Here is a 20,979-nt window from a genome sequence, read left to right on the forward strand (position 1 = left end):
GAGCTGATCGCCCCCATCGCCATGGACCAGGGCCTGCGCTTCGCCATCCGCGAGGGCGGCCGCACCGTCGGCGCCGGCGTCGTCGCCGGCATCACGAAGTAAGGTCCCGGAAGTCCGGGATCGCAGCGAGGGGGCGGGTCGCGCGGCGGCCCGCCCCCTTCGCATGTCGGCGCCGCGGCCCTCCTGCCGATGCCGGCCAGGACGGCGCCGCAGCCCCTCGACAGTGCCGCGCCGCCGCCCTATAGGCGTCGCCGCGCGTCGCGGCCCCGGCCCGGCGTGAAGGGGCGTAGCTCAATTGGCTAGAGCGCCGGTCTCCAAAACCGGAGGTTGGGGGTTCGAGACCCTCCGCCCCTGCCACCTGCCCGGCCCCGCCGGGCGGTTCGGCACCCCGCCCCGTGACCCTGTCCCCGGGCCGCCGCGCGGCGGCTGGACGGGACCGGCGGGACGCCGGACCATGTCCTGACCAGGGCGGCGCCCTTCCCCATCCTCCGGGGCCGGGCGTCCGCCCGCGAAGCGTTTCACCCGTAGCCTGGGAAGGTTCCTCGCGTTGGCCAAGCTGGATCCCGCGCAGTATGTCCGGGACGTGCGGTCGGAGGTGGCGAAGGTCACCTGGCCGAGCCGCAAGGAAACCCTGATCACCACCGGCCTCGTGCTGGCGATGTCAGTGCTTGCGGCCGTGTTCTTCCTGGTCGTCGACCAGGTGATCGCGCTCGGCATGCGCAGCCTGTTCGGAATGGGGTGAGGGGAGCGGAACGATGGCCAAGCGCTGGTACGTGGTGCATGTCTATTCGGGCTTCGAGAAGAAGATCGCCCAGCAGATCAAGGAACAGGCGGCGCAGAAGGGACTCGGCGACCAGTTCGACGAGATCCTCGTCCCCTCCGAGGAGGTGACGGAGGTCCGCCGCGGCCAGAAGGTGAATTCCGAGCGGAAATTCTTCCCCGGCTACGTGCTGGTGAAGATGGAGATGTCGGACGAGGCCTGGCATCTGGTGAAGGACACGCCGAAGGTCACCGGCTTCCTCGGCAACAAGAACAAGCCGAGCCCGATCACCGAGGCCGAGGCCCAGCGCATCGTCAACCAGGTGAAGGAAGGCGTGGAGAAGCCGCGCAAGCCCGCCGTGATCTTCGAGGTGGGCGAGCAGATCCGCGTCGCCGACGGCCCCTTCACCAGCTTCATGGGCACGGTGGAGGAGGTGGACGAGGAGCGTGGCCGGGTGAAGGTCAGCGTCTCCATCTTCGGCCGCTCCACCCCGGTCGAGTTGGAATACGGCCAGGTCGAGAAGGCCTGACGCCGCCGGCCGTCGATGGGCTGCCATCGACGGCTCCGCCGCCCGGCGCGGCGCCTGTCCCTGCCCCTGGTCACGCCCCTGGTCACGCCCTGGCAATGATCCGCCGCGCCGCCGCCGCGTTCCGCCGGCGGGGCGGGCTCGCCAGCAGCACCAGCACACCGGTCGCATGCCCCTCCGCCCGGCGGCCCCGTCCGCTGCCGCGACCGGCCGAAGGAGGGATGCGCATGGCCCGGCACTCCGTCGCCGACCTGATCGCCGACACGCTGCAGCAGGTCGGGGTGCGCCGCATCTACGGCGTGGTCGGGGACAGCCTGAACGGGCTGACCGATTCCCTGCAGCGCAAGGGCCGCATCGACTGGGTGCATGTCCGCCACGAGGAGACGGCCGCCTTCGCCGCCGGCGCCGAGGCGGCGCTGACCGGCGAGCTCGCAGTCTGCGCCGGCAGTTGCGGCCCGGGCAACTTGCACCTGATCAACGGCCTCTACGACTGCCATCGCAGCCGGGTGCCGGTGCTCGCCATCGCCGCGCAGATCCCGAGCGAGGAGCTCGGCAGCGGCTATTTCCAGGAAACCGATCCGCGGCAGCTCTTCGCCGGATGCAGCCATTACATCGGGCCGGTCGCGACCGTCGGACAGGTGATCCGCACGCTCGAGATCGCCATCCGCGAGGCGGTGACGAAGCGCGGCGTCGCGGTGGTGGTGATCCCGGGCGATGTCGCCCTGGCCGAGGCGGCGGAGGCGCCGCCCGCGCGCTGGGTCGCGCCGTCGCCGCCGGAGGTCTACCCGAACCCGGCCGATCTCGCCGCCCTCGCCCGGATGCTGAACGACTGCTCCCGCGTCACCCTGCTCTGCGGCGGCGGCTGCGCCGGCGCGCATGACGAGGTGGTGGCGCTCGCCGCGGCGCTGAAGGCGCCGGTGGTGCATGCGCTCCGCGGCAAGGAGCATGTCGAGTACGACAACCCCTATGATGTCGGCATGACGGGGCTGATCGGCTTCTCCTCGGGCTACCACGCCATGAAGGAGTGCGAGACGCTGCTGATGCTGGGGACGGATTTCCCCTACCGGCAATTCTACCCGACCGAGGCCCGCATCGCGCAGCTGGACCTGCGCGGCGAGGTGATCGGCCGGCGCTGCCGGGTTGATCTCGGCGTCATCGGCGACGTGAAGCGGACGCTCGGCGTGCTGCTGCCGATGCTGCGGGAGAAGCAGGACCGCCGCTTCCTCGACCGCGCGCTCAAGCATTACCGGGAGGCGCGCAGGGGGCTGGACGAACTCGCGGTCGGCCATCCCGGCCAGCGGCCGATCCATCCGCAATACCTGACCCGGGTGCTGGACGAGGTGGCGGCGGAGGATGCGGTCTTCCTCTGCGACGTCGGCACGCCCACGGTCTGGGCCGCGCGCTACCTGACCATGAACGGCCGGCGCCGCCTGCTCGGCTCCTTCTGGCATGGCTCCATGGCCAATGCGATGCCGCAGGCGATCGGTGCCCAGGCGGCGAGCCCCGGGCGGCAGGTGGTCGCGCTCTCCGGCGATGGCGGCTTCGCCATGCTGATGGGCGACCTCCTCACCCTGCGGCAGGTGGGGCTGCCGGTGAAGATCGTGGTGGTGAACAACGGCACGCTCGGCTTCGTCGAGTTGGAGATGAAGGCGGGCGGCTTCCTCGATACCGGCACGGCGCTGCGCAACCCGGATTTCGCGGCGGTGGCCGAGGCCTCCGGGCTGCTCGGCATCCGGGTCGAGGACCCGGCCGATCTGCGCGAGGGGCTGCAGCGGGCGCTGCGGCATGACGGGCCGGCGCTGGTCGATGTGGTCACCAACCGCATGGAGCTCGCCCTGCCGCCCAAGGCGACGCTGGAGCAGGCCAAGGGCTTCGGGCTCTACCTGGCCAAGGCGATCCTGAGCGGCCGCGGCGACGAGGTGGTGGCGCTCGCCCGGACCAACCTCTTCCGCTGAGCGGAGCGGAGCGGGGCGGGCGATTGTCGTTCCCTGCCGCGTCCGATCCGGCCTAGGCTCGGGCTTATTTCGCGTCGCCAACGCCCGGGCTGTCGATTTGAGCTGCGAGAGCGGTTGGACGCTCCGTCCGGCCACTTGGCTTCTGGGCATGGCATGCGCGCAACACGGGAGGACGCGGCGCCATGGCCTTCGCCTACACCGTCTCGGTGATCGATGCGGCGGGTGCCGTCGACGATGCCGCGCTGCGCGCCCTCACCGAGGCCGCGGCGGCGCAGTGGTCGCAATACATCCATGGCTTCGGCAGCATCGACATCCAGGTGACGGTGACGGCCACGACGCGGGCGAACGCCCGTGCTGCCACCACCAACCCGATCGGCACCAGCGGCTCGCTGACCTTGTATGAAACGAGCCCGGCGACCGAGTTGCAGACCGGCCGGGACCTGAATGGCGCGGCGCCCGATATCCTCATCAACGTGGATCCAGGCTTCCTGGCCTTCTTCTCGCTCGATCCGGGCAGCGCGCCACCGACCGGCAAGGCCGATGGGCTTGGCCTCATGATGCACGAGATCGGCCATGGCCTCGGCTTCGTCAGCCTGCGCAACCCCGATACCGGCGCCTTCGCCGGCGCCGCTTCCACCTGGGATGCCGCCCTACTGGAGACGGCCAACGGCCTCTTCTTCGGCGGCGCCACGGCGCGGGCCGTCCATGGCGGCCCGGTGGCCGTGACGACGCTGCGCAACGGCGAGCAATACTCGCATATCGGCAATTCGCTGAACGAGGAGATCGGCTGGGACCTGATGAACGGCGTCGCCACGGTCACCGGCCGCCGCTACCCGATCTCCGATCTCGACCTCGCCATGCTGAAGGATATCGGCCTGCCGGTGATCAGCGGCGTCAATGGCGATCCGCTGCTCGATCCCTTCTTCTATGCCGCGACCTACCCCGCGGTGACCGCGGCGCGGCTCTCGGCGGTCGACCACTACAACCAGTGGGGCTGGCGCGACGGGCTCGATCCCAGCGCCGCCTTCTCCACCCTCGGCTACCGCGCCGCCAATTCCGATGTCGCGGCGGCGGGCCTCAACCCGCTGCTGCATTTCGAGCAATTCGGCTGGCGGGAGGGGCGCGACGCCGTCGCCTGGTTCGACACCACCCTCTACCTGGCGCGGAACCCGGATGTCGCGGCGATCGGCGTCGATCCGCTGGTCCACTACCTGAGCTTCGGCCGCTTCGAGGGGCGCGCGGCCTATTCCGCCATCGGCGCGCCGGACAGCTTCACCCATGGCGCCTTCGATGCCGAATACTACCTCCTCGCCAATCCCGACGTGGCGCGGCTGGCCCTGGCGGCGGGCGGGGACCCCGCCGCCAGGGCCTATGCGCAATACCAGGCCTCCGGCTGGCGCGAGGGGCGCGACCCGAACAGCGTCTTCAAGGTGAAGGACTACCTCGCCGCCAACCCCGATGTGCAGGCGGCCGGCCTCGACCCCCTGCTGCACTACGACACCTATGGCTGGCGAGAGGGCCGCGATCCGGCCGCCGGCTTCGACACCCGCGCCTATCTGGCGGCCTATGCCGATGTCGCCGATGCCGGGGTCGATCCGCTGCTGCACTACCTGCAATACGGGGCGCTGGAAGGGCGCTCGACCTTCGGGGACGGCGTCATCGCCTGACGGCCGGGGATCACCGCGCGGGGGCTGCGGCGGCGGCGGCCTCGCCCGGCAGCACCGTCACCGTCGCGGTGCGGCCGGAGATCAGCCGCAGCCCCTCGGGCACCTGGTCGATGGCGATCCGCACCGGCACGCGCTGGGCGAGGCGCACCCAGCTGAAGGTCGGGTTCACATTGGCCAACAGGTTGCTGCTCTCGCCCCGCTCGCGGTCGGTGATGCCCGAGGCGATGCTGTCGACATGCCCCAGGATCAGGCCGGCCTCGCCCATGACCCGGATCGTGGCGCGGTCGCCGGGACGGATGCGCGGCAGCTTCGTCTCCTCGAAATAGCCGGCGATGTGGAAGCTGTCGGAATCGACGAGGGCGAGGGCGGCACGGCCGGCCGCGAGGTAGTCGCCCGGCCGCAATTCGAGGTTGGTGACGAAGCCGTTCACCGGCGCCCGCACCTCCGAGCGCTCCAGGTTCAGCCGCGCCACGTCGCGGTCGGCCTCCGCCTGCCGCCAGGCCGCCTCGGCCACCTGCGCATCGGTGATCGCCTGCTCCTGCCGCTGGATGGAGACCGCCGTCTGGTCCAGCCGGGTGTAGCGCTGCTGGTCGCGCTGCGCCTGCAGCAGGGTGGCGTGGCGGGAGGCGAGCACCGCCTCGGCCTGCTGCAGCGCCAGGGCGAAGCGGTCGCGGTCGATGCGGAACAGCACCTCGCCGCGGCGGACCGGCTGGTTGTCACGCACCAGCACCTCGGTCACCAGGCCCGAGACGTCCGGGGCGATGCCGACCACCTCGGCGCGGATGCGGCCGTCGCGCGTCCAGGGCTCCTCCATGTAGTAGCGCCAGAGCTGCCAGCCGATGAGGCCGGCGACGAGAACGATGAGCAACGTCACGCCGAGGCGCACCGCCGGCCCGGGATGGAGGGAGAGGGTCATGCGAGGATCCGGTTGCCGAGGGCGGCGATGAGGCCGAGCAGGATGACGAAGAGGGCGAGATCGAAGAGCGGGCGGTGCCAGATCAGCCGGTAGAGGCCGAGATGCTGCAGCAGCCGCCGCAGCAGCGCATTGGCCAGCAGCGCCAGGACCGACCAGACGAGCAGCGCCGGCACGAAGATGCCGTGCAGGTCGAATTCGCCGATCATGCGGCCTGGCCGAGCGGCGCGGGGGCGGAGCCGAGCGCCGGGGCGCCGGCCGCCGGGTAGAGGGCGCGGCGGAGGCCGGACAGCGCCAGGGCGGCGGCGCGCGACGCCGGGTCCCGGCCCGGCATGGTGGCCGCCAGGGCCGCATCGAGCCGCGTCAGCACCGTCGCCTCCGTGATCCGGCCGCGGACCTGCCCGGCCACCGCCTGCAGCGCCGCCGCCACCATGGCCGCCGGGCCGGGCGGCAGCCGCTCCGACGCCTCCCGCAGCCGCTGGACGTTGATGGCGGCGCGCAGCTCGGCCAGCTCGCTCACCTCGAGCGTCGCGGCATCGGCCGAGCCGAGGCGTCCGGCGAGGAATTCGAAGCGGTCCAGCATCACCGCGACGCTCCGCCGCAGATCCACCCGCCGCCCCTCGGTCAGCCGCGCCAGGTCGAGCCGGTCCGCCGCCACCAGCCGCCGCAGGCGCCAGTCGATGCCGAAGGCGCGGACCAGGCGGGTGCTGAGCAGGCCGACCAGGAAGCCGCCGAGCAGCGCCACGGCGCCGTTCACATAGCCGGCGAAATCCGCGGCATAGGTCTCCTGCAGCGAGATCAGGGCGACCGTGTTCACCAGCAGCGGCAGGGCCATGCCGATGCGCGCCGGCTGGGCGTGCAGGGCGCCGAAGGGCAGGTAGATGACGCCGAGGGCGCAGAGCAGCAGCGGGAAGCCGTCGATCGCCGGCAGCACCGCGAAGAGATAGAGCGCCCCGAGCACCGCCGAGGCCAGGGTCCAGGTGATGAAGCTGGCGATCGCCGGCGCCGGGTCGTCGAGCTGGGCGAACATGGCGGTGGCGACCGCGGCCATCATCGCCGCCGTCGCCCCCTCCGGCCAGGCGGTGGCGATCCAGACGAGGTTGCAGACCAGCACGGCGAGCATGACCGAGAGGCCGGTCAGGCCGACCAGCAGCGGGTCGATATGGGCGCTGGTGACGGGGGCGACGGCCTCGCGCGGCGGCGCGGCGAGGCCGCCGGAGCGCGGCTCGAGCGCCAGCGCCCGGGACCAGGTCGCGACCAGCTCGCGCAGCCGGGCGAGCAGCCCCTCGCGCAGCAGCGCCGGCCAGCCGGTGCCGGCGGCGGCCTGCCGCTCCGCCGCGCGCAGCCGGGCGAGCAGATCGGGGGCGGCCGCCTGCGCCGCCGGCCGCCGCGCCGGATCGGCGGTCTCGACGAGCCAGGCGGCCGCGGCCTCGAGCAGCGGTGCCAGGCTGGCCTGGCCGGCGGGGTCGTCCCGCCGCAGCGCCCGCGCCCGGTCGGCGACGGCCGAGATCAGGGCCGGCACGGTGCGCGCCCGCGCCCGCAGCGCCCGCACCCAGGCCAGGCCGGCGCGCTGCGCCGCCGCCTCGTAGCGGGCCTCCTGGAACAGCCCGTCCAGCGCCGCGCCGTCGCGGGCGACGCGGCGCCGCTCGGCGACGAAGCGCGTCTCCTCCATCCGCCCGGCCAGCGCCTCGGCGCCGAAGCGGGCCATGCTGGCGGTCCAGGCCTCCAGCCGGGCGAGCAGCACCGGCGTCGCCGGGCGGGGGAAGACCTGGTCCATCAGGGTGACGCAGAGGATGCCGAGGCCGATCTCCTCCACCCGGGCGAGGGCGGTGTCGAAGATCGTCCCCGGCGATTCGACGCCGGGGAAGGCGATCAGCGCGGCGGTGTAGCCGGCGAGGCGGAAGGCGTAGCTGCGCGGCGTCGGGTCGTAGAGCGAGCCCATGGTGCAGAGGGCGACCCAGAGGGCAAGGACCAGGGCGAGGAGGGGCGGCGCGTCCACCAGGTTCGGAACCGCGGCGACGCTGAAGGCGGCGCCGGCGAAGGTGCCGAGGAAGCGGGCCGCGGCCTTGGCGCGCAGCGCCCCGGAGAGCGGCTGGACGACGATGTAGACGGTGCCCACCGCCCAGTAGGGCCGCGGCAGGTCGAGCCAGAAGGCCAGGTAGAGCGCGAGGCTCGCCGCCGCGAAGGAGCGGGCCGAGAACAGCCAGTCCCGCCAGCCGGGAAGCAAGGACATCAGGGGGCGCGCCTCCGCCGTGTTCCGCCCGGTGCGCTGCCCCTGGCGGCCATGGGGTGGGCCGCCAGGGGCAGGGGACCGGCAACAATGCCAGGATCAGGCAGCCGGCACCCCTTGGGTTCCCCCGTCGCGGGAGGACGGGATGCGGTCGGGACCGCCGTCTGGTGCGCTGCAACATGGGGCGGCGGCGCGGCCTCGGGCAGATCCCGCAGCGAAGACCGGCCGGGTGGTGATTTCGCTTGACTTCGCCGCCCGGGACGCCCATAGGCGCCCGCTCACCTCATTCGGGACGCGGGAGGCGCCCCGGAGCCATGCCATGCGGCAGGCTCCGGCGCCGTCAGCACCGCCTCTCCCTGACCCCAGGGACGTGCCATGGCGAAGAAGATCGTCGGTTACATCAAGTTGCAGATCCCGGCCGGCAAGGCGAACCCCTCGCCGCCGGTTGGCCCCGCGCTCGGTCAGCGCGGCCTGAACATCATGCAATTCGTCAAGGAATTCAACGCTGCGACGCAGCAGATGGAGCCGGGCACGCCGACCCCGGTGGTGATCACGGCCTATTCCGACCGCACCTTCTCCTTCATCACCAAGACCCCGCCGAACACCTACTTCCTGCTGAAGGCGGCGAAGGTCGAGAAGGGCAGCACGACGCCCGGCAAGGGCGGCAATGTCGGCCGGGTGACGAAGGCCCAGCTGCGCGAGATCGCCGCGACCAAGATGAAGGACATGAACGCCAACGACGTGGAGGCGGCGGTGCGCATGCTCGCCGGCTCGGCCCGTTCGATGGGCCTCACCGTGGTGGAGGGCTGAGCGATGGCCAAGCAGGGCAAGCGCCTGAAGGCGATCTACGCCTCCTTCGACCGTGAGGCGATCGTGCCGTTGCAGCAGGCGATCGCCGCCGTGAAGGCGAACGCCAAGGCGAAGTTCGACGAGACGATCGAGATCTCGATGAATCTCGGCATCGATCCGCGGCATGCCGACCAGATGGTCCGCGGCGTGGTCGGGCTGCCGAACGGCACCGGCAAGACGGTGCGCGTCGGCGTCTTCGCCCGCGGCGCCAAGGCCGAGGAGGCGCAGGCCGCCGGGGCCGACGTGGTGGGGGCGGATGAGCTGGCCGCCGCGGTGCAGGAGGGCAAGATCGACTTCGACCGCTGCATCGCCACGCCGGACATGATGGGCCTGGTCGGGCGGCTCGGTAAGATCCTCGGCCCGCGCGGCCTGATGCCGAACCCGCGCCTCGGCACCGTCACCATGGACGTCAAGGGCGCGGTGACCGCGGCCAAGGCTGGCCAGGTGGAGTTCCGGGCGGAGAAGGCGGGCATCGTGCATGCCGGCATCGGCAAGGCCTCCTTCGACGAGGCGAAGCTGCTGGAGAATGCCCATGCCTTCATCGAGGCGATCCAGCGGGCCAAGCCGGCCGGCGCCAAGGGCACCTATGTGAAGAAGGTGGCTGTCAGCTCCTCCATGGGGCCGGGCGTGAAGGTCGACGTCGCCTCGCTCGCCGCTCCGGCGGCCTGATCGGGGCTGGGCCGGGCGGGCAGCCCGGTCCGCGAGATACGCCCGCCCCCTGGGGCGGGCGGGCAGGGTGGGGTCCAGGCCTCGCCCGAAACCTGTCCGAGACCGCGGGTAGCCGCCGGAGGCCTGGGCCTTCGAAGGCTTTGATGGGGCGATGGCCCCGCCAGCGATAGACGGGGTGCCGAGAGATCCGTGCCGTCCGGGCCAGGTGCCCGGCCGGCGCGCATGGCTTGGCGGTCCGGCTCAGACAGGCGAACCAGGGCCCGGGCGGCAAGCCGCCGCCGGGGCCTGCGTGTGAACCGGCCGGAGCCCCTCCACCAGGCGCCGGTCATCGTTGGAGACGGGATTTGGACCGCACGGAAAAGCGCGAGTTCATCGCCCAGCTCTCTGCGGTGTTCGCCGATACCTCCTTCGTGCTCGTCGCCCAGAACAAGGGTCTGACGGTCGCGGATGTGAGCGATCTGCGGCGCCGCATGCGGGGAGCTGGGGCGACGTACAAGGTCGCGAAGAACCGGCTGGCCACCCTCGCCCTCGACGGCACCCGCTTCCAGGGCGTCAAGCCGCTGCTCCGGGGTCCGACCGCGCTCGCGTGGTCGAAGGACCCGGTGGCCGTGGCCAAGACGGCCGTGGAGTTCGCCAAGGGGAACGACAAGTTCGTGATCCTGGGCGGGGCGCTCGGGGAACAGACCCTCACCCCCGATGGGGTGAAGGCGCTGTCCGAGCTGCCCTCGCTCGAGACGCTGCGGGCGCAGCTGCTGGGTCTCATCCAGACCCCGGCGACGCGCATCGCGGGCGTGCTGCAGGCCCCTGGCTCGCAGCTGGCGCGGGTGTTCAGTGCCTTCGCGAAGAAGGACGAGGCGGCCTGAGGGCGAAAGCCGACCGGACCGGAGAATGGAACCGGGCGGGCGGGGTCGAAAGACCAAGCGCCGAGCCTGGGTGTTGCAAACGGCAAGCCAAGCCATTAGATCACGAGGTACACAGATATGGCCGATCTCGCAAAGCTGGTTGATGAGCTCTCCAGCCTGACCGTCCTGGAGGCCGCCGAGCTCTCCAAGATGCTGGAGGAGAAGTGGGGCGTGTCCGCCGCGGCGCCGGTCGCGGTGGCTGCGCCTGCCGCTGGCGGTGGCGCCGCGGCCGCGGCCCCGGTCGAGGAGCAGACGGAGTTCACCGTCGTCCTGGCCGCCGGTGGCGACAAGAAGATCAACGTCATCAAGGAGATCCGCACCATCACGGGTCTTGGCCTGAAGGAGGCCAAGGACCTGGTCGAGGGCGCGCCGAAGACCGTCAAGGAAGGCGTGTCCAAGGACGAGGCCCAGAAGATCAAGAAGGTGCTCGAGGACAACGGCGCGACCGTCGAGGTCAAGTAAGCAGCCGCTGGTGTGCAGCTCCCGGGGCCGGCCGTCCGTCGCTGGCTCCCGGGGGACCGGATTGCGAAGGTACGGGCGGGAACCCCTTGGGTTGCCGTCCGTGCCGCCATTTCTGCGCCGCGCGGCCCCCGCCGCGCCGGTGCGGGGTGGGGCGGACAGGGACGCGGTAGACCCTCGGCCGCCGGGCCAGGGTGACAGGGACACGGGACAGGCATGAACGCTATCACGAAGTCGTTCACCGGGCGCAAGCGCATCCGCAAGAGCTTCGGACGGCTGCCCGAGGTGGCGCCGATGCCGAACCTCATCGATGTGCAGCGGGCTTCCTACGAAGCCTTCCTCCAGATGGAGGTGAACCCCGATGCGCGGCTGCATGCCGGCCTGCAGGAGGTGTTCAAGTCCGTCTTCCCGATCGACGACTTCGCGGGCCGTGGCCGGCTGGAATTCGTGCAGTACGAGCTGGAAGAGCCGAAATACGACGTCGAGGAGTGCATCCAGCGCGGCCTGACCTTCGCCGCCCCGCTCAAGGTGCGGCTGCGCCTCATCGTGTGGGACGTGGACGAGGACACCGGTAGTCGTTCCGTTCGCGACATCAAGGAGCAGGATGTCTACATGGGCGACATGCCGCTCATGACGGACAACGGCACCTTCATCATCAACGGCACCGAGCGCGTCATCGTCTCGCAGATGCACCGCAGCCCGGGCGTCTTCTTCGATCATGACAAGGGCAAGACGCACAGCAGCGGCAAGTATCTCTTCGCCGCGCGCGTGATCCCCTATCGCGGCTCCTGGCTCGACTTCGAGTTCGACGCCAAGGACATCTGCTACGTCCGCATCGACCGCAAGCGCAAGCTGCCGGCCTCGACGCTGCTCCTCGCCCTCGATTCCGCCCGGACCGAGACGCTCCGCGCCGAGAAGGGCAGCAGCCTGGAGCCGAACGAGATCCGCGGCATGGATGCCGAGGAGATCCTGAACGAGTTCTACGGCCAGGTGGTCTTCACCCGCGGCCAGAAGGGCTGGTCCCGCCCCTTCGATCCGGAGGCCTTCCGCGGCATGAAGCTGCAGGAGCCGCTGATCGATGCGAGGACCGGCGCGGTGGTGGCCGAGAAGGACGCCAAGCTGACCCCGCGCGCGGCGCGCAAGATCGCCGAGGGCGGCACCACGGAGGTGCTGGTCGGCCGCGCCGACCTGCTCGGCCGCTTCGTCGCCGAGGACCTCGTCGACATGCAGACCGGCGAGATCTGGGCCGAGGCCGGCGACGAGCTGACCGAGCCGAAGCTGGCGGTGATCGAGGGCGCCGGGGCGGAGCGGCTGCCGACGCTGGCCATCGACCAGTCGGTCGGCCCCTGGATGCGCAACACCCTCACGGTGGACAAGAACACCAACCGTGACGAGGCGCTGATGGACATCTACCGGGTCATGCGCCCGGGCGAGCCGCCGACGCCGGAGACCGCCGAGACCCTGTTCCGCGGCCTGTTCTTCGACCCGGAGCGCTACGACCTCTCCTCGGTCGGCCGCGTGAAGATGAACATGCGCCTCGGCTTCTCGGCCGAGGAGGTGCCGGACACCATCCGCACCCTGCGCAAGCAGGACATCATCGCCACCGTCCGCGTGCTGCTCGACCTGAAGGACGGGCGCGGGCAGATCGACGACATCGACAACCTCGGCAACCGCCGGGTGCGCTCGGTCGGCGAGCTGATGGAGAACCAGTACCGCGTCGGCCTGCTGCGCATGGAGCGCGCGATCAAGGAGCGCATGGGGTCGGTCGATATCGACACCGTCATGCCGCACGACCTGATCAACGCGAAGCCGGCGGCGGCGGCGGTGCGCGAGTTCTTCGGCTCCAGCCAGCTCAGCCAGTTCATGGACCAGACCAACCCGCTCTCCGAGGTGACGCACAAGCGCCGCCTGAGCGCGCTCGGTCCGGGCGGCCTGACGCGCGAGCGCGCCGGCTTCGAGGTGCGCGACGTGCACCCGACGCATTACGGCCGCATCTGCCCGATCGAGACGCCGGAAGGCCCGAATATCGGCCTCATCAACTCGCTCGCCACCTTCGCCAAGGTGAACAAGTACGGCTTCATCGAGACGCCCTACCGCCTGGTGCGGGACGGCAAGATCGTCGGCGAGCCGCGCTACCTCTCGGCGATGGAGGAGGAGCGGCTGGTCGTCGCCCAGGCCGATGCCGAGGTCGATGCCACGACCGGCGAGTTCAAGTCGGAGCTGGTCTCGGTGCGCCAGGGCGGCGACTTCCGCCTGGTGAAGCCGGAGGAGGTGACGGCGATCGACGTCTCGCCGAAGCAGCTCGTCTCGGTGGCGGCGGCGCTGATCCCCTTCCTCGAGAACGACGACGCCAACCGGGCGCTGATGGGCTCGAACATGCAGCGCCAGGCGGTGCCGCTGGTGCGCGCCGACGCGCCGCTGGTTGGCACCGGCATGGAAGCGGCGGTTGCCCGCGACTCCGGCGCCACCATCGTGGCGCGGCGCGACGGCGTGGTGGATTCCATCGACGGCGCCCGCATCGTGGTGCGGGCGACGGGCGAGGACGGCACGACCCGTGGCGTCGACATCTACCGGCTGCGCAAGTTCCAGCGCAGCAACCAGTCCACCTGCATCAACCAGCGCCCGCTGGTGAAGGTGGGCGATGCGGTGCTGGCCGGCGACATCATCGCCGACGGCCCCTCCACCGAGCTCGGCGAGCTGGCGCTCGGCCGCAACGTCCTCGTCGCCTTCATGCCGTGGAACGGCTACAATTTCGAGGACAGCATCCTGATCAGCGAGCGGATCGCCCGCGATGACGTCTTCACCTCGATCCATATCGAGGAGTTCGAGGTCATGGCCCGCGACACCAAGCTGGGCCAGGAGGAGATCACCCGCGACATCCCGAACGTGGGCGAGGAGGCGCTGCGCAACCTCGACGAGGCGGGCATCGTCTATATCGGCGCCGAGGTGCAGCCGGGCGACATCCTGGTCGGCAAGGTGACGCCGAAGGGCGAGAGCCCGATGACGCCGGAGGAGAAGCTGCTCCGCGCCATCTTCGGCGAGAAGGCGAGCGACGTGCGCGACACCTCGCTGCGCCTGCCGCCGGGCGTCGCCGGCACCATCGTCGATGTCCGCGTCTTCTCCCGCCGCGGCGTCGACAAGGACGAGCGCGCCATGGCGATCGAGCGCGCCGAGATCGAGCGGCTGGCCAAGGACCGCGACGACGAGAAGGCGATCCAGGAGCGCAGCTTCCATTCGCGCCTGCGCGAGCGGCTGCTGAACCGCAAGGCCTCCGGCGGCTTCCGCGGCGTGAAGGCGGGCACGGTCATCACCGACGAGGTGCTCGACCAGTTCGCCAAGGCCACCTGGCGCCAGATCGGCGTGCAGGACGACGCGGCGATGGTCGAGATCGAGGCGCTGAAGCGTGAGTTCGACGCCGCCGTCGAGCGGCTGCAGAAGCGCTTCGAGAGCAAGGTCGAGAAGCTGCAGCGCGGCGACGAGCTGCCGCCCGGCGTGATGAAGATGGTCAAGGTCTTCGTCGCGGTGAAGCGGAAGCTGCAGCCGGGCGACAAGATGGCCGGCCGGCACGGCAACAAGGGCGTCGTCTCCCGCGTCGTGCCGGTGGAGGACATGCCGTTCCTCGAGGACGGCACCTCGGTCGATCTGGTGCTGAACCCGCTCGGCGTGCCGTCGCGGATGAATGTGGGGCAGATCCTCGAGACCCATCTCGGCTGGGCCTGCGCCAATCTCGGCAAGCAGGTGGGCGAGCTGGTCGAGGACTACCGCCGCACCGGGGCGATGCGCGAGGAGCTGCTGGAGCATCTCCGCATCACCTATGGCGAGGAGGTGTTCGAGCGCGACATCGCACCGATGGGCGACGACCAGCTGATCGAGCTGGCGGAGAACCTGCGGAAGGGCATCCCGATCGCGACGCCGGTCTTCGACGGCGCCCGCATGTCGGACATCGAGGGCATGCTGGAGCGCGCCGGGCTCGACAGCTCGGGGCAGGTCTGGCTCACCGATGGCCGCACCGGCGAGGTGTTCGAGCGCAAGGTGACGGTCGGCTACATCTACATGCTGAAGCTGCACCACCTGGTGGACGACAAGATCCACGCCCGCTCCATCGGCCCCTACAGCCTCGTCACCCAGCAGCCGCTGGGCGGCAAGGCGCAGTTCGGCGGCCAGCGCTTCGGCGAGATGGAGGTCTGGGCGCTGGAGGCCTATGGCGCCGCCTATACGCTGCAGGAGATGCTGACGGTGAAGTCCGACGACGTCTCCGGCCGCACCAAGGTCTACGAGGCGATCGTCCGCGACCAGGACAATTTCGAGGCGGGCATCCCGGAGAGCTTCAACGTCCTGGTGAAGGAGCTGAAGTCGCTCGGCCTCAACGTCGATCTCGAGAACCGCGGCAGCTGACCGCGGCGCCCCGGCGCCCTGGCGCCGGGGCCGCTCCATTCCGAATGCACCGCCGCCCGCCTCCCCGGGCGGCAGGCTGGACCACAAGGAAGGCCGCATGAACGAGCTGATGAAGATCCTGGGCCAGACCGGCCAGGCTCTCACCTTCGACCAGATCAAGATCTCGATCGCCTCGCCGGAGCAGATCCGCTCCTGGTCCTATGGCGAGATCAAGAAGCCCGAGACCATCAACTACCGCACCTTCAAGCCGGAGCGGGACGGGCTGTTCTGCGCCCGCATCTTCGGCCCGATCAAGGACTACGAGTGCCTGTGCGGCAAGTACAAGCGGATGAAGTTCCGCGGCATCATCTGCGAGAAGTGCGGCGTCGAGGTGACGCTGGCCAAAGTGCGCCGCGAGCGCATGGGCCATATCGAGCTGGCCTCGCCGGTTGCGCATATCTGGTTCATGAAGTCGCTGCCCTCGCGCGTCGGCCTGATGGTCGACATGTCGCTGAAGGAGCTGGAGAAGGTCCTCTACTTCGAATCCTATGTCGTCCTGGAGCCGGGCCTGACGGATCTGAAGCTGCACCAGCTTCTGACCGAGGAGCAGTACCAGGCGAAGATGGATGAGTTCGGGGAGGATGCCTTTTCCGTCGGCATCGGCGCCGAGGCGGTGAAGCAGATGCTCACCGGCATCGAGTGCGACAAGGAAGCGACCCGTCTTCGCGCCGAGCTGAAGGAGACGACCTCCGAGGCGAAGCGCAAGAAGCTGGTGAAGCGGCTGAAGCTGATCGAGGCCTTCGCCGAGAGCGGGGCGCGGCCGGATTGGATGATCCTCGGCGTCATCCCGGTGATCCCGCCCGAGCTGCGCCCGCTGGTGCCGCTCGATGGCGGCCGCTTCGCGACCTCCGACCTGAACGACCTCTATCGCCGCGTCATCAACCGGAACAACCGGCTGAAGCGCCTGATCGAGCTGCGCGCCCCGGACATCATCGTCCGCAACGAGAAGCGCATGCTGCAGGAGGCGGTGGACGCGCTGTTCGACAACGGCCGCCGCGGCCGCGCCATCACCGGTGCCAACAAGCGGCCGCTGAAGTCGCTCAGCGACATGCTGAAGGGCAAGCAGGGCCGGTTCCGGCAGAACCTGCTCGGCAAGCGCGTCGACTATTCCGGCCGCTCGGTCATCGTGGTCGGGCCGGAGATGAAGCTGCACCAGTGCGGGCTGCCGAAGAAGATGGCGCTCGAGCTGTTCAAGCCCTTCATCTACTCGAAGCTCGAGAAGTACGGGCACGCCACCACCATCAAGGCCGCGAAGCGGATGGTGGAGAAGGAGCGGCCGGAGGTCTGGGACATCCTCGAGGAGGTGATCCGCGAGCACCCGGTCCTGCTGAACCGCGCCCCGACGCTGCACCGCCTCGGCATCCAGGCCTTCGAGCCGGTGCTGGTCGAGGGCAAGGCGATCCAGCTGCATCCGCTGGTCTGCACCGCCTTCAACGCCGATTTCGACGGCGACCAGATGGCCGTGCACGTCCCGCTCAGCCTCGAGGCGCAGCTCGAGGCCCGCGTGCTCATGATGTCGACCAACAACATCCTGAGCCCGGCCAACGGCAAGCCGATCATCGTGCCGAGCCAGGACATCGTGCTTGGCCTCTACTATCTCTCGCTCGAAACGCCGGAATTCGTCGCCGCCTCGAAGCGCGTGGCCGAGGTCAAGGCGCTGATCGCCTCGATCGACGCCAAGGGCGGGAAGGACCTGACGGCGGAGGAGCGGGAGGCGCTGGCCTTCCGCCCGCATGTCCATCGCGGCCTGGGTGAGGTGGAGCAGGCGCTCGCCGCCGGCGCCATCACCCTGCATACGGCGATCCATGTCCGCGTGCCGGCGCCGTCGGCGCCGGGCAGCAAGGAGATGCAGACGGTCCTGACCACGGCCGGCCGCCTGATGATGGGCGCCCTGCTGCCGGTCGACCCGCGCACGCCCTACAGCCTGGTGAACCGCCAGCTGACGAAGAAGTCGATCTCCGACGTCATCGATGCCGTCTACCGGCATTGCGGCCAGAAGGAGAGCGTGATCTTCGCCGACCGGCTGATGGGCCTCGGCTTCCGCCAAGCGGCCAAGGCCGGCATCTCCTTCGGCAAGGACGACATGGTCATCCCGGACAGCAAGCCGGAGCTGATCGGCAAGACCAAGGCCGAGGTGAAGGAGTTCGAGCAGCAGTATCTCGACGGCCTTATCACCGCAGGCGAGCGCTACAACAAGGTGGTCGATGCCTGGTCGCGCTGCACCGAGGAGGTGGCGGCGGCGATGATGAAGGAGATCTCGAAGCAGGAGGCGGGCAAGCCCACCAACTCGGTGTGGATGATGTCGCATTCCGGCGCCCGCGGCTCGCCCGCCCAGATGCGCCAGCTCGCCGGCATGCGCGGCCTGATGGCGAAGCCGAGCGGCGAGATCATCGAGCAGCCGATCATCAACTGCTTCAAGGAAGGCCTGACCGTCCTCGAGTACTTCAACTCGACGCACGGCGCCCGCAAGGGCCTGGCCGACACGGCGTTGAAGACCGCGAACTCGGGCTACCTGACGCGGCGTCTCGTCGACGTGGCGCAGGACTGCATCATCGTCGAGAATGACTGCGGCACCGAGCGCGGCATCACCGTGCGCGCGGTGATGGATGGCGGCGAGGTCATCTCCTCGCTCTCCGAGCGCATCCTTGGCCGGACGGTACAGCGCGACGTGACCGATCCGGTGACGGGCGAGCTCATCGCGGCGCGCAACACGCTGGTCGAGGAGCCGGATGCCGAGCGCATCGAAAAGGCGGGGGTGGAGGAGGTCTATATCCGCTCCGTCCTCACCTGCGATGCGCGTTCGGGCGTCTGCGGCCACTGCTATGGCCGTGACCTGGCGCGCGGCACGCCGGTGAATGTCGGCGAGGCGGTGGGCGTCATCGCGGCGCAGTCGATCGGCGAGCCGGGCACCCAGCTCACCATGCGCACCTTCCATATCGGCGGCGCGGCGCAGCGTGGCGCCGAGCAGTCGGCGGTCGAGGCGACCTCGGACGGCACGGTGAAGATCGCCAACCGCAACGTCGTCGCCAACAGCGCCGGCGCACCGGTGGTGATGAGCCGCAATTGCGAGATCATCCTGAGCGACATGCAGGGCCGCGAACGGGCGCGCTACCGCGTGCCCTATGGTGCGCGGCTGCTGACCGAGGAGGGCGCGGCGGTCACGCGCGGCCAGAAGCTGGCCGAGTGGGACCCCTTCACCCTGCCGATCATCACCGAGCGGGCCGGCATGCTGGAATTCGCCGACCTGATCGAGGGCGTGACGCTCTACGAGGAGACGGACCCGGTGACGGGCCTGTCCTCCAAGGTGGTGCGCGAGCCGGTGGACAAGGCGAAGAACGCCAATCTGCGGCCGCGGCTGTTGCTGCGCTCGCCGGCCGACGACCCGCAATTCCCCGGCCAGGTGCAGCAGTACTTCCTGCAGCCGGCCTCGGTGCTGAACGTCGAGAACGGCGGCACGGTGAAGGCGGGCGACGTGCTGGCGCGGTTGCCGCGCGAGAGCTCGAAGACCCGCGACATCACCGGCGGTCTGCCGCGCGTCGCGGAGCTGTTCGAGGCCAGGCGTCCGAAGGATCACGCGATCATTTCGGATATCGATGGGCGCGTGGAGTTCGGCAAGGACTACAAGGCGAAGCGCCGCATCCTGGTCGTGCCCGACCAGGTGGGTGACGAGCCGCCGGTGCCGCGCGAGTACCTGGTGCCGAAGGGCAAGCACGTCTCGGTGCAGGAGGGCGACTATGTGAAGGCCGGCGATCCGCTGGTCGACGGCCCCCGCGTGCCGCATGACATCCTGCGCGTTCTCGGCGTCGAGGCCTTGGCGAACTACTTGGTGAATGAAATCCAGGACGTCTATCGACTGCAGGGCGTGAAGATCAACGACAAGCATATCGAGGTCATCGTCCGGCAGATGCTGCAGAAGGTGGAGATCCTGGATGCCGGGGACACCACCTTCCTGATCGGCGAGCAGGTCGACCGCATCGAGTTCGACATCGAGAACGAGAAGCGGCTGGCGGCCAAGGAGCGGCCGGCGCGGGCCGAGCCGGTGCTGCAGGGCATCACCAAGGCCTCGCTGCAGACTACCAGCTTCATCAGCGCGGCCTCCTTCCAGGAGACGACGCGGGTGCTCACCGAGGCGGCGACCGCCGGCAAGGTGGATACGCTGGCTGGGCTGAAGGAGAACGTCATCGTCGGGCGGCTGATCCCGGCCGGGACGGGCTCGGTGATGAACCGGCTGCGGGCGCTGGCGGCGCAGCGCGACCGCACGCGCCTGCCCAATGCCCCGGCCCTGCCGGAGCCTGGCCAGCAGGCCGCCGAGTAGTCGGCCTGTATTGAACCGAGGAAGGCCGGGTCCGCGAGGGCCCGGCCTTTTTCTTTCCAAGGTGCCGCATCGCTTGACTCTGGTCGGCCCGGCGCGTAGTTAGCCGTCCCTTGGCACGGCCGGGCGCATCGCCGCGCGGGCTGCCGAAGGTGTTTGGTCCACAACGCTGCGCGTTCGGCACCGCGGTCCCCTGTTCGGGACGGCATCAGGTCGAGGGCGGGTCAGGGCGCCTGCAGGGGAGCATTCGGCTTCCTGCGGGCACATTGGCTTTTCGCGGCCGCGGGACGGACGGACGGGATTCGAAGGGGCGTCATGCCGACGATCAACCAGCTCATCGCCCAGGGGCGCGAGCCGAACGCGAAGCGGAACAAGGTGCCCGCGCTGCAGGCCTGCCCGCAGAAGCGCGGCGTCTGCACGCGCGTCTACACGACCACGCCGAAGAAGCCGAACTCGGCGCTGCGCAAGGTCGCCAAGGTGCGCCTGACGAATGGGTACGAGGTGGTGAGCTACATCCCCGGCGAGGGTCACAACCTGCAGGAGCACTCGGTGGTCCTGATCCGGGGCGGCCGCGTGAAGGACCTTCCGGGCGTCCGCTACCACATCCTTCGCGGCGTGCTGGACACCCAGGGCATCGCCAAGCGCAGGCAGCGCCGGTCGCTGTACGGCGCGAAGCGGCCGAAATAAGGAGGGGCACGGATGTCTCGCCGCCATAGCGCGCAGAAGCGCGAAGTCCTGCCGGATCCGAAGTTCGGCGACCTCGTCCTCAGCCGTTTCATGAACGTGCTGATGTACGACGGCAAGAAGAGCACCGCCGAGCGGATCGTCTATGCCGCCATGGATACGCTGAAGCGCCGGGTCGGGCTGAACGGTGACCCGCTGCGCATGTTCCATGAGGCGATGGACAATGTGAAGCCGGCCGTCGAGGTGCGGAGCCGCCGCGTCGGTGGCGCCACCTACCAGGTGCCGGTCGAGGTTCGCCCTGAGCGCCGGCAGGCTCTGGCGATCCGCTGGCTGATCGAGGCCTCGCGCAAGCGGGGCGAGAACACGATGGAAGAGCGCCTCTCGGCGGAACTGATGGACGCGGCGAACAACCGCGGCACAGCCGTGAAGAAGCGCGAGGATACGCACCGGATGGCCGAGGCGAACAAGGCGTTCAGCCACTACCGCTGGTAATCCGGACACCGATCGAGGAACGACGACGATGGCGAAGGCGAAGTTTGAGCGGACGAAGCCGCACTGCAACATTGGGACGATTGGTCACGTGGACCATGGGAAGACGTCGCTGACGGCGGCGATCACC

At 69.9% G+C, this 20,979-nt stretch carries 17 protein-coding genes and 1 tRNA gene; 15 read left to right on the plus strand and 3 right to left on the minus strand.

Annotated features, from left to right (window positions below):
• The 6 genes from DOO78_RS25355 to DOO78_RS25380 form a co-directional block, all read left to right on the plus strand.
• The coding region (locus DOO78_RS25355; RefSeq protein ID WP_133258031.1) for an EF-Tu C-terminal domain-related protein at positions 1-102 on the plus strand (102 nt) is incomplete at its 5' end.
• Between the two features lie 178 nt (positions 103-280).
• Positions 281-357: transfer RNA gene (locus DOO78_RS25360), tRNA-Trp, on the plus strand.
• Between the two features lie 190 nt (positions 358-547).
• Positions 548-742, plus strand: a complete 195-nt coding sequence (gene secE, locus DOO78_RS25365; protein ID WP_111472686.1) for a preprotein translocase subunit SecE — start codon at positions 548-550, stop codon at positions 740-742.
• Between the two features lie 13 nt (positions 743-755).
• Positions 756-1,289 carry a transcription termination/antitermination protein NusG gene (gene nusG / locus DOO78_RS25370; protein ID WP_111472687.1) on the plus strand — a complete coding sequence of 178 codons (534 nt, stop codon included), beginning with the start codon at positions 756-758 and terminating at the stop codon, positions 1,287-1,289.
• A gap of 224 nt (positions 1,290-1,513) precedes the next feature.
• Positions 1,514-3,241, plus strand: a complete 1,728-nt coding sequence (gene poxB / locus DOO78_RS25375) for a ubiquinone-dependent pyruvate dehydrogenase (RefSeq protein WP_111472688.1) — start codon at positions 1,514-1,516, stop codon at positions 3,239-3,241.
• Positions 3,242-3,423: 182 nt separating this feature from the next.
• A complete protein-coding gene (locus tag DOO78_RS25380) occupies positions 3,424-4,908 on the plus strand; it encodes a hypothetical protein (protein WP_111472689.1) in 1,485 nt (494 codons plus the stop codon).
• Between the two features lie 10 nt (positions 4,909-4,918).
• Here the strand turns inward: DOO78_RS25380 and DOO78_RS25385 are convergent, their stop codons facing one another.
• From DOO78_RS25385 to DOO78_RS27955, 3 genes are read right to left on the minus strand one after another with little or no spacing between them, the layout of a single operon-like run.
• Positions 4,919-5,824: an efflux RND transporter periplasmic adaptor subunit gene (locus DOO78_RS25385; protein WP_207803056.1), complete on the minus strand. Its 906-nt coding sequence runs from the start codon at positions 5,822-5,824 to the stop codon at positions 4,919-4,921.
• A complete protein-coding gene (locus tag DOO78_RS27950) occupies positions 5,821-6,030 on the minus strand; it encodes a DUF1656 domain-containing protein (RefSeq protein ID WP_207803057.1) in 210 nt (69 codons plus the stop codon). The genes DOO78_RS25385 and DOO78_RS27950 overlap by 4 nt, the downstream gene beginning before the upstream one ends.
• Positions 6,027-8,054, minus strand: coding sequence for an FUSC family protein (locus DOO78_RS27955; protein ID WP_111472691.1), 2,028 nt, complete (start codon positions 8,052-8,054; stop codon positions 6,027-6,029). The genes DOO78_RS27950 and DOO78_RS27955 overlap by 4 nt, the downstream gene beginning before the upstream one ends.
• 372 nt (positions 8,055-8,426) lie before the next feature.
• Between DOO78_RS27955 and rplK the strand changes: the two genes are divergently transcribed.
• The 9 genes from rplK to DOO78_RS25435 all read left to right on the plus strand — a co-directional run.
• Positions 8,427-8,861, plus strand: coding sequence for a 50S ribosomal protein L11 (gene rplK / locus DOO78_RS25395; protein ID WP_111472692.1), 435 nt, complete (start codon positions 8,427-8,429; stop codon positions 8,859-8,861).
• Positions 8,862-8,864: 3 nt separating this feature from the next.
• Positions 8,865-9,569: a 50S ribosomal protein L1 gene (gene rplA, locus DOO78_RS25400; RefSeq protein WP_111472693.1), complete on the plus strand. Its 705-nt coding sequence runs from the start codon at positions 8,865-8,867 to the stop codon at positions 9,567-9,569.
• A gap of 344 nt (positions 9,570-9,913) precedes the next feature.
• Positions 9,914-10,432, plus strand: coding sequence for a 50S ribosomal protein L10 (gene rplJ, locus DOO78_RS25405; RefSeq protein ID WP_111472694.1), 519 nt, complete (start codon positions 9,914-9,916; stop codon positions 10,430-10,432).
• Between the two features lie 117 nt (positions 10,433-10,549).
• Positions 10,550-10,933: a 50S ribosomal protein L7/L12 gene (gene rplL / locus DOO78_RS25410; protein WP_111472695.1), complete on the plus strand. Its 384-nt coding sequence runs from the start codon at positions 10,550-10,552 to the stop codon at positions 10,931-10,933.
• 213 nt (positions 10,934-11,146) lie between these two features.
• Complete coding sequence (gene rpoB, locus DOO78_RS25415; protein ID WP_111472696.1) at positions 11,147-15,325, plus strand: DNA-directed RNA polymerase subunit beta; 4,179 nt, start codon at positions 11,147-11,149, stop codon at positions 15,323-15,325.
• A 97-nt stretch (positions 15,326-15,422) separates the two neighbouring features.
• A complete protein-coding gene (rpoC, locus tag DOO78_RS25420) occupies positions 15,423-19,679 on the plus strand; it encodes a DNA-directed RNA polymerase subunit beta' (protein WP_111472697.1) in 4,257 nt (1,418 codons plus the stop codon).
• A 312-nt stretch (positions 19,680-19,991) separates the two neighbouring features.
• Positions 19,992-20,363, plus strand: coding sequence for a 30S ribosomal protein S12 (gene rpsL / locus DOO78_RS25425; protein ID WP_111472698.1), 372 nt, complete (start codon positions 19,992-19,994; stop codon positions 20,361-20,363).
• A gap of 12 nt (positions 20,364-20,375) precedes the next feature.
• Positions 20,376-20,852, plus strand: a complete 477-nt coding sequence (gene rpsG, locus DOO78_RS25430) for a 30S ribosomal protein S7 (RefSeq protein WP_111472699.1) — start codon at positions 20,376-20,378, stop codon at positions 20,850-20,852.
• A 28-nt stretch (positions 20,853-20,880) separates the two neighbouring features.
• Positions 20,881-20,979: GTP-binding protein (locus DOO78_RS25435; RefSeq protein WP_133258032.1), on the plus strand; the 99-nt coding region annotated here is incomplete at its 3' end.

Origin of the sequence: Roseicella frigidaeris (assembly GCF_003258945.1) — a bacterium.
In the GTDB taxonomy this organism is placed as follows: Bacteria; Pseudomonadota; Alphaproteobacteria; order Acetobacterales; family Acetobacteraceae; genus Paracraurococcus; species Paracraurococcus frigidaeris.

Coding starts and splice junctions, on each gene's coding strand:
- rplL (WP_111472695.1), top strand. CDS start 10,550: ATGGCCGATCTCGCAAAGCTGGTTGATGAGCTCTCCAGCCTGACCGTC.
- rpsG (WP_111472699.1), top strand. CDS start 20,376: ATGTCTCGCCGCCATAGCGCGCAGAAGCGCGAAGTCCTGCCGGATCCG.
- rpsL (WP_111472698.1), top strand. CDS start 19,992: ATGCCGACGATCAACCAGCTCATCGCCCAGGGGCGCGAGCCGAACGCG.
- DOO78_RS27950 (WP_207803057.1), bottom strand. CDS start 6,030: ATGATCGGCGAATTCGACCTGCACGGCATCTTCGTGCCGGCGCTGCTC.
- DOO78_RS25385 (WP_207803056.1), bottom strand. CDS start 5,824: ATGACCCTCTCCCTCCATCCCGGGCCGGCGGTGCGCCTCGGCGTGACG.
- rpoB (WP_111472696.1), top strand. CDS start 11,147: ATGAACGCTATCACGAAGTCGTTCACCGGGCGCAAGCGCATCCGCAAG.
- DOO78_RS27955 (WP_111472691.1), bottom strand. CDS start 8,054: ATGTCCTTGCTTCCCGGCTGGCGGGACTGGCTGTTCTCGGCCCGCTCC.
- rplK (WP_111472692.1), top strand. CDS start 8,427: ATGGCGAAGAAGATCGTCGGTTACATCAAGTTGCAGATCCCGGCCGGC.
- DOO78_RS25380 (WP_111472689.1), top strand. CDS start 3,424: ATGGCCTTCGCCTACACCGTCTCGGTGATCGATGCGGCGGGTGCCGTC.
- rplA (WP_111472693.1), top strand. CDS start 8,865: ATGGCCAAGCAGGGCAAGCGCCTGAAGGCGATCTACGCCTCCTTCGAC.
- poxB (WP_111472688.1), top strand. CDS start 1,514: ATGGCCCGGCACTCCGTCGCCGACCTGATCGCCGACACGCTGCAGCAG.
- nusG (WP_111472687.1), top strand. CDS start 756: ATGGCCAAGCGCTGGTACGTGGTGCATGTCTATTCGGGCTTCGAGAAG.
- rpoC (WP_111472697.1), top strand. CDS start 15,423: ATGAACGAGCTGATGAAGATCCTGGGCCAGACCGGCCAGGCTCTCACC.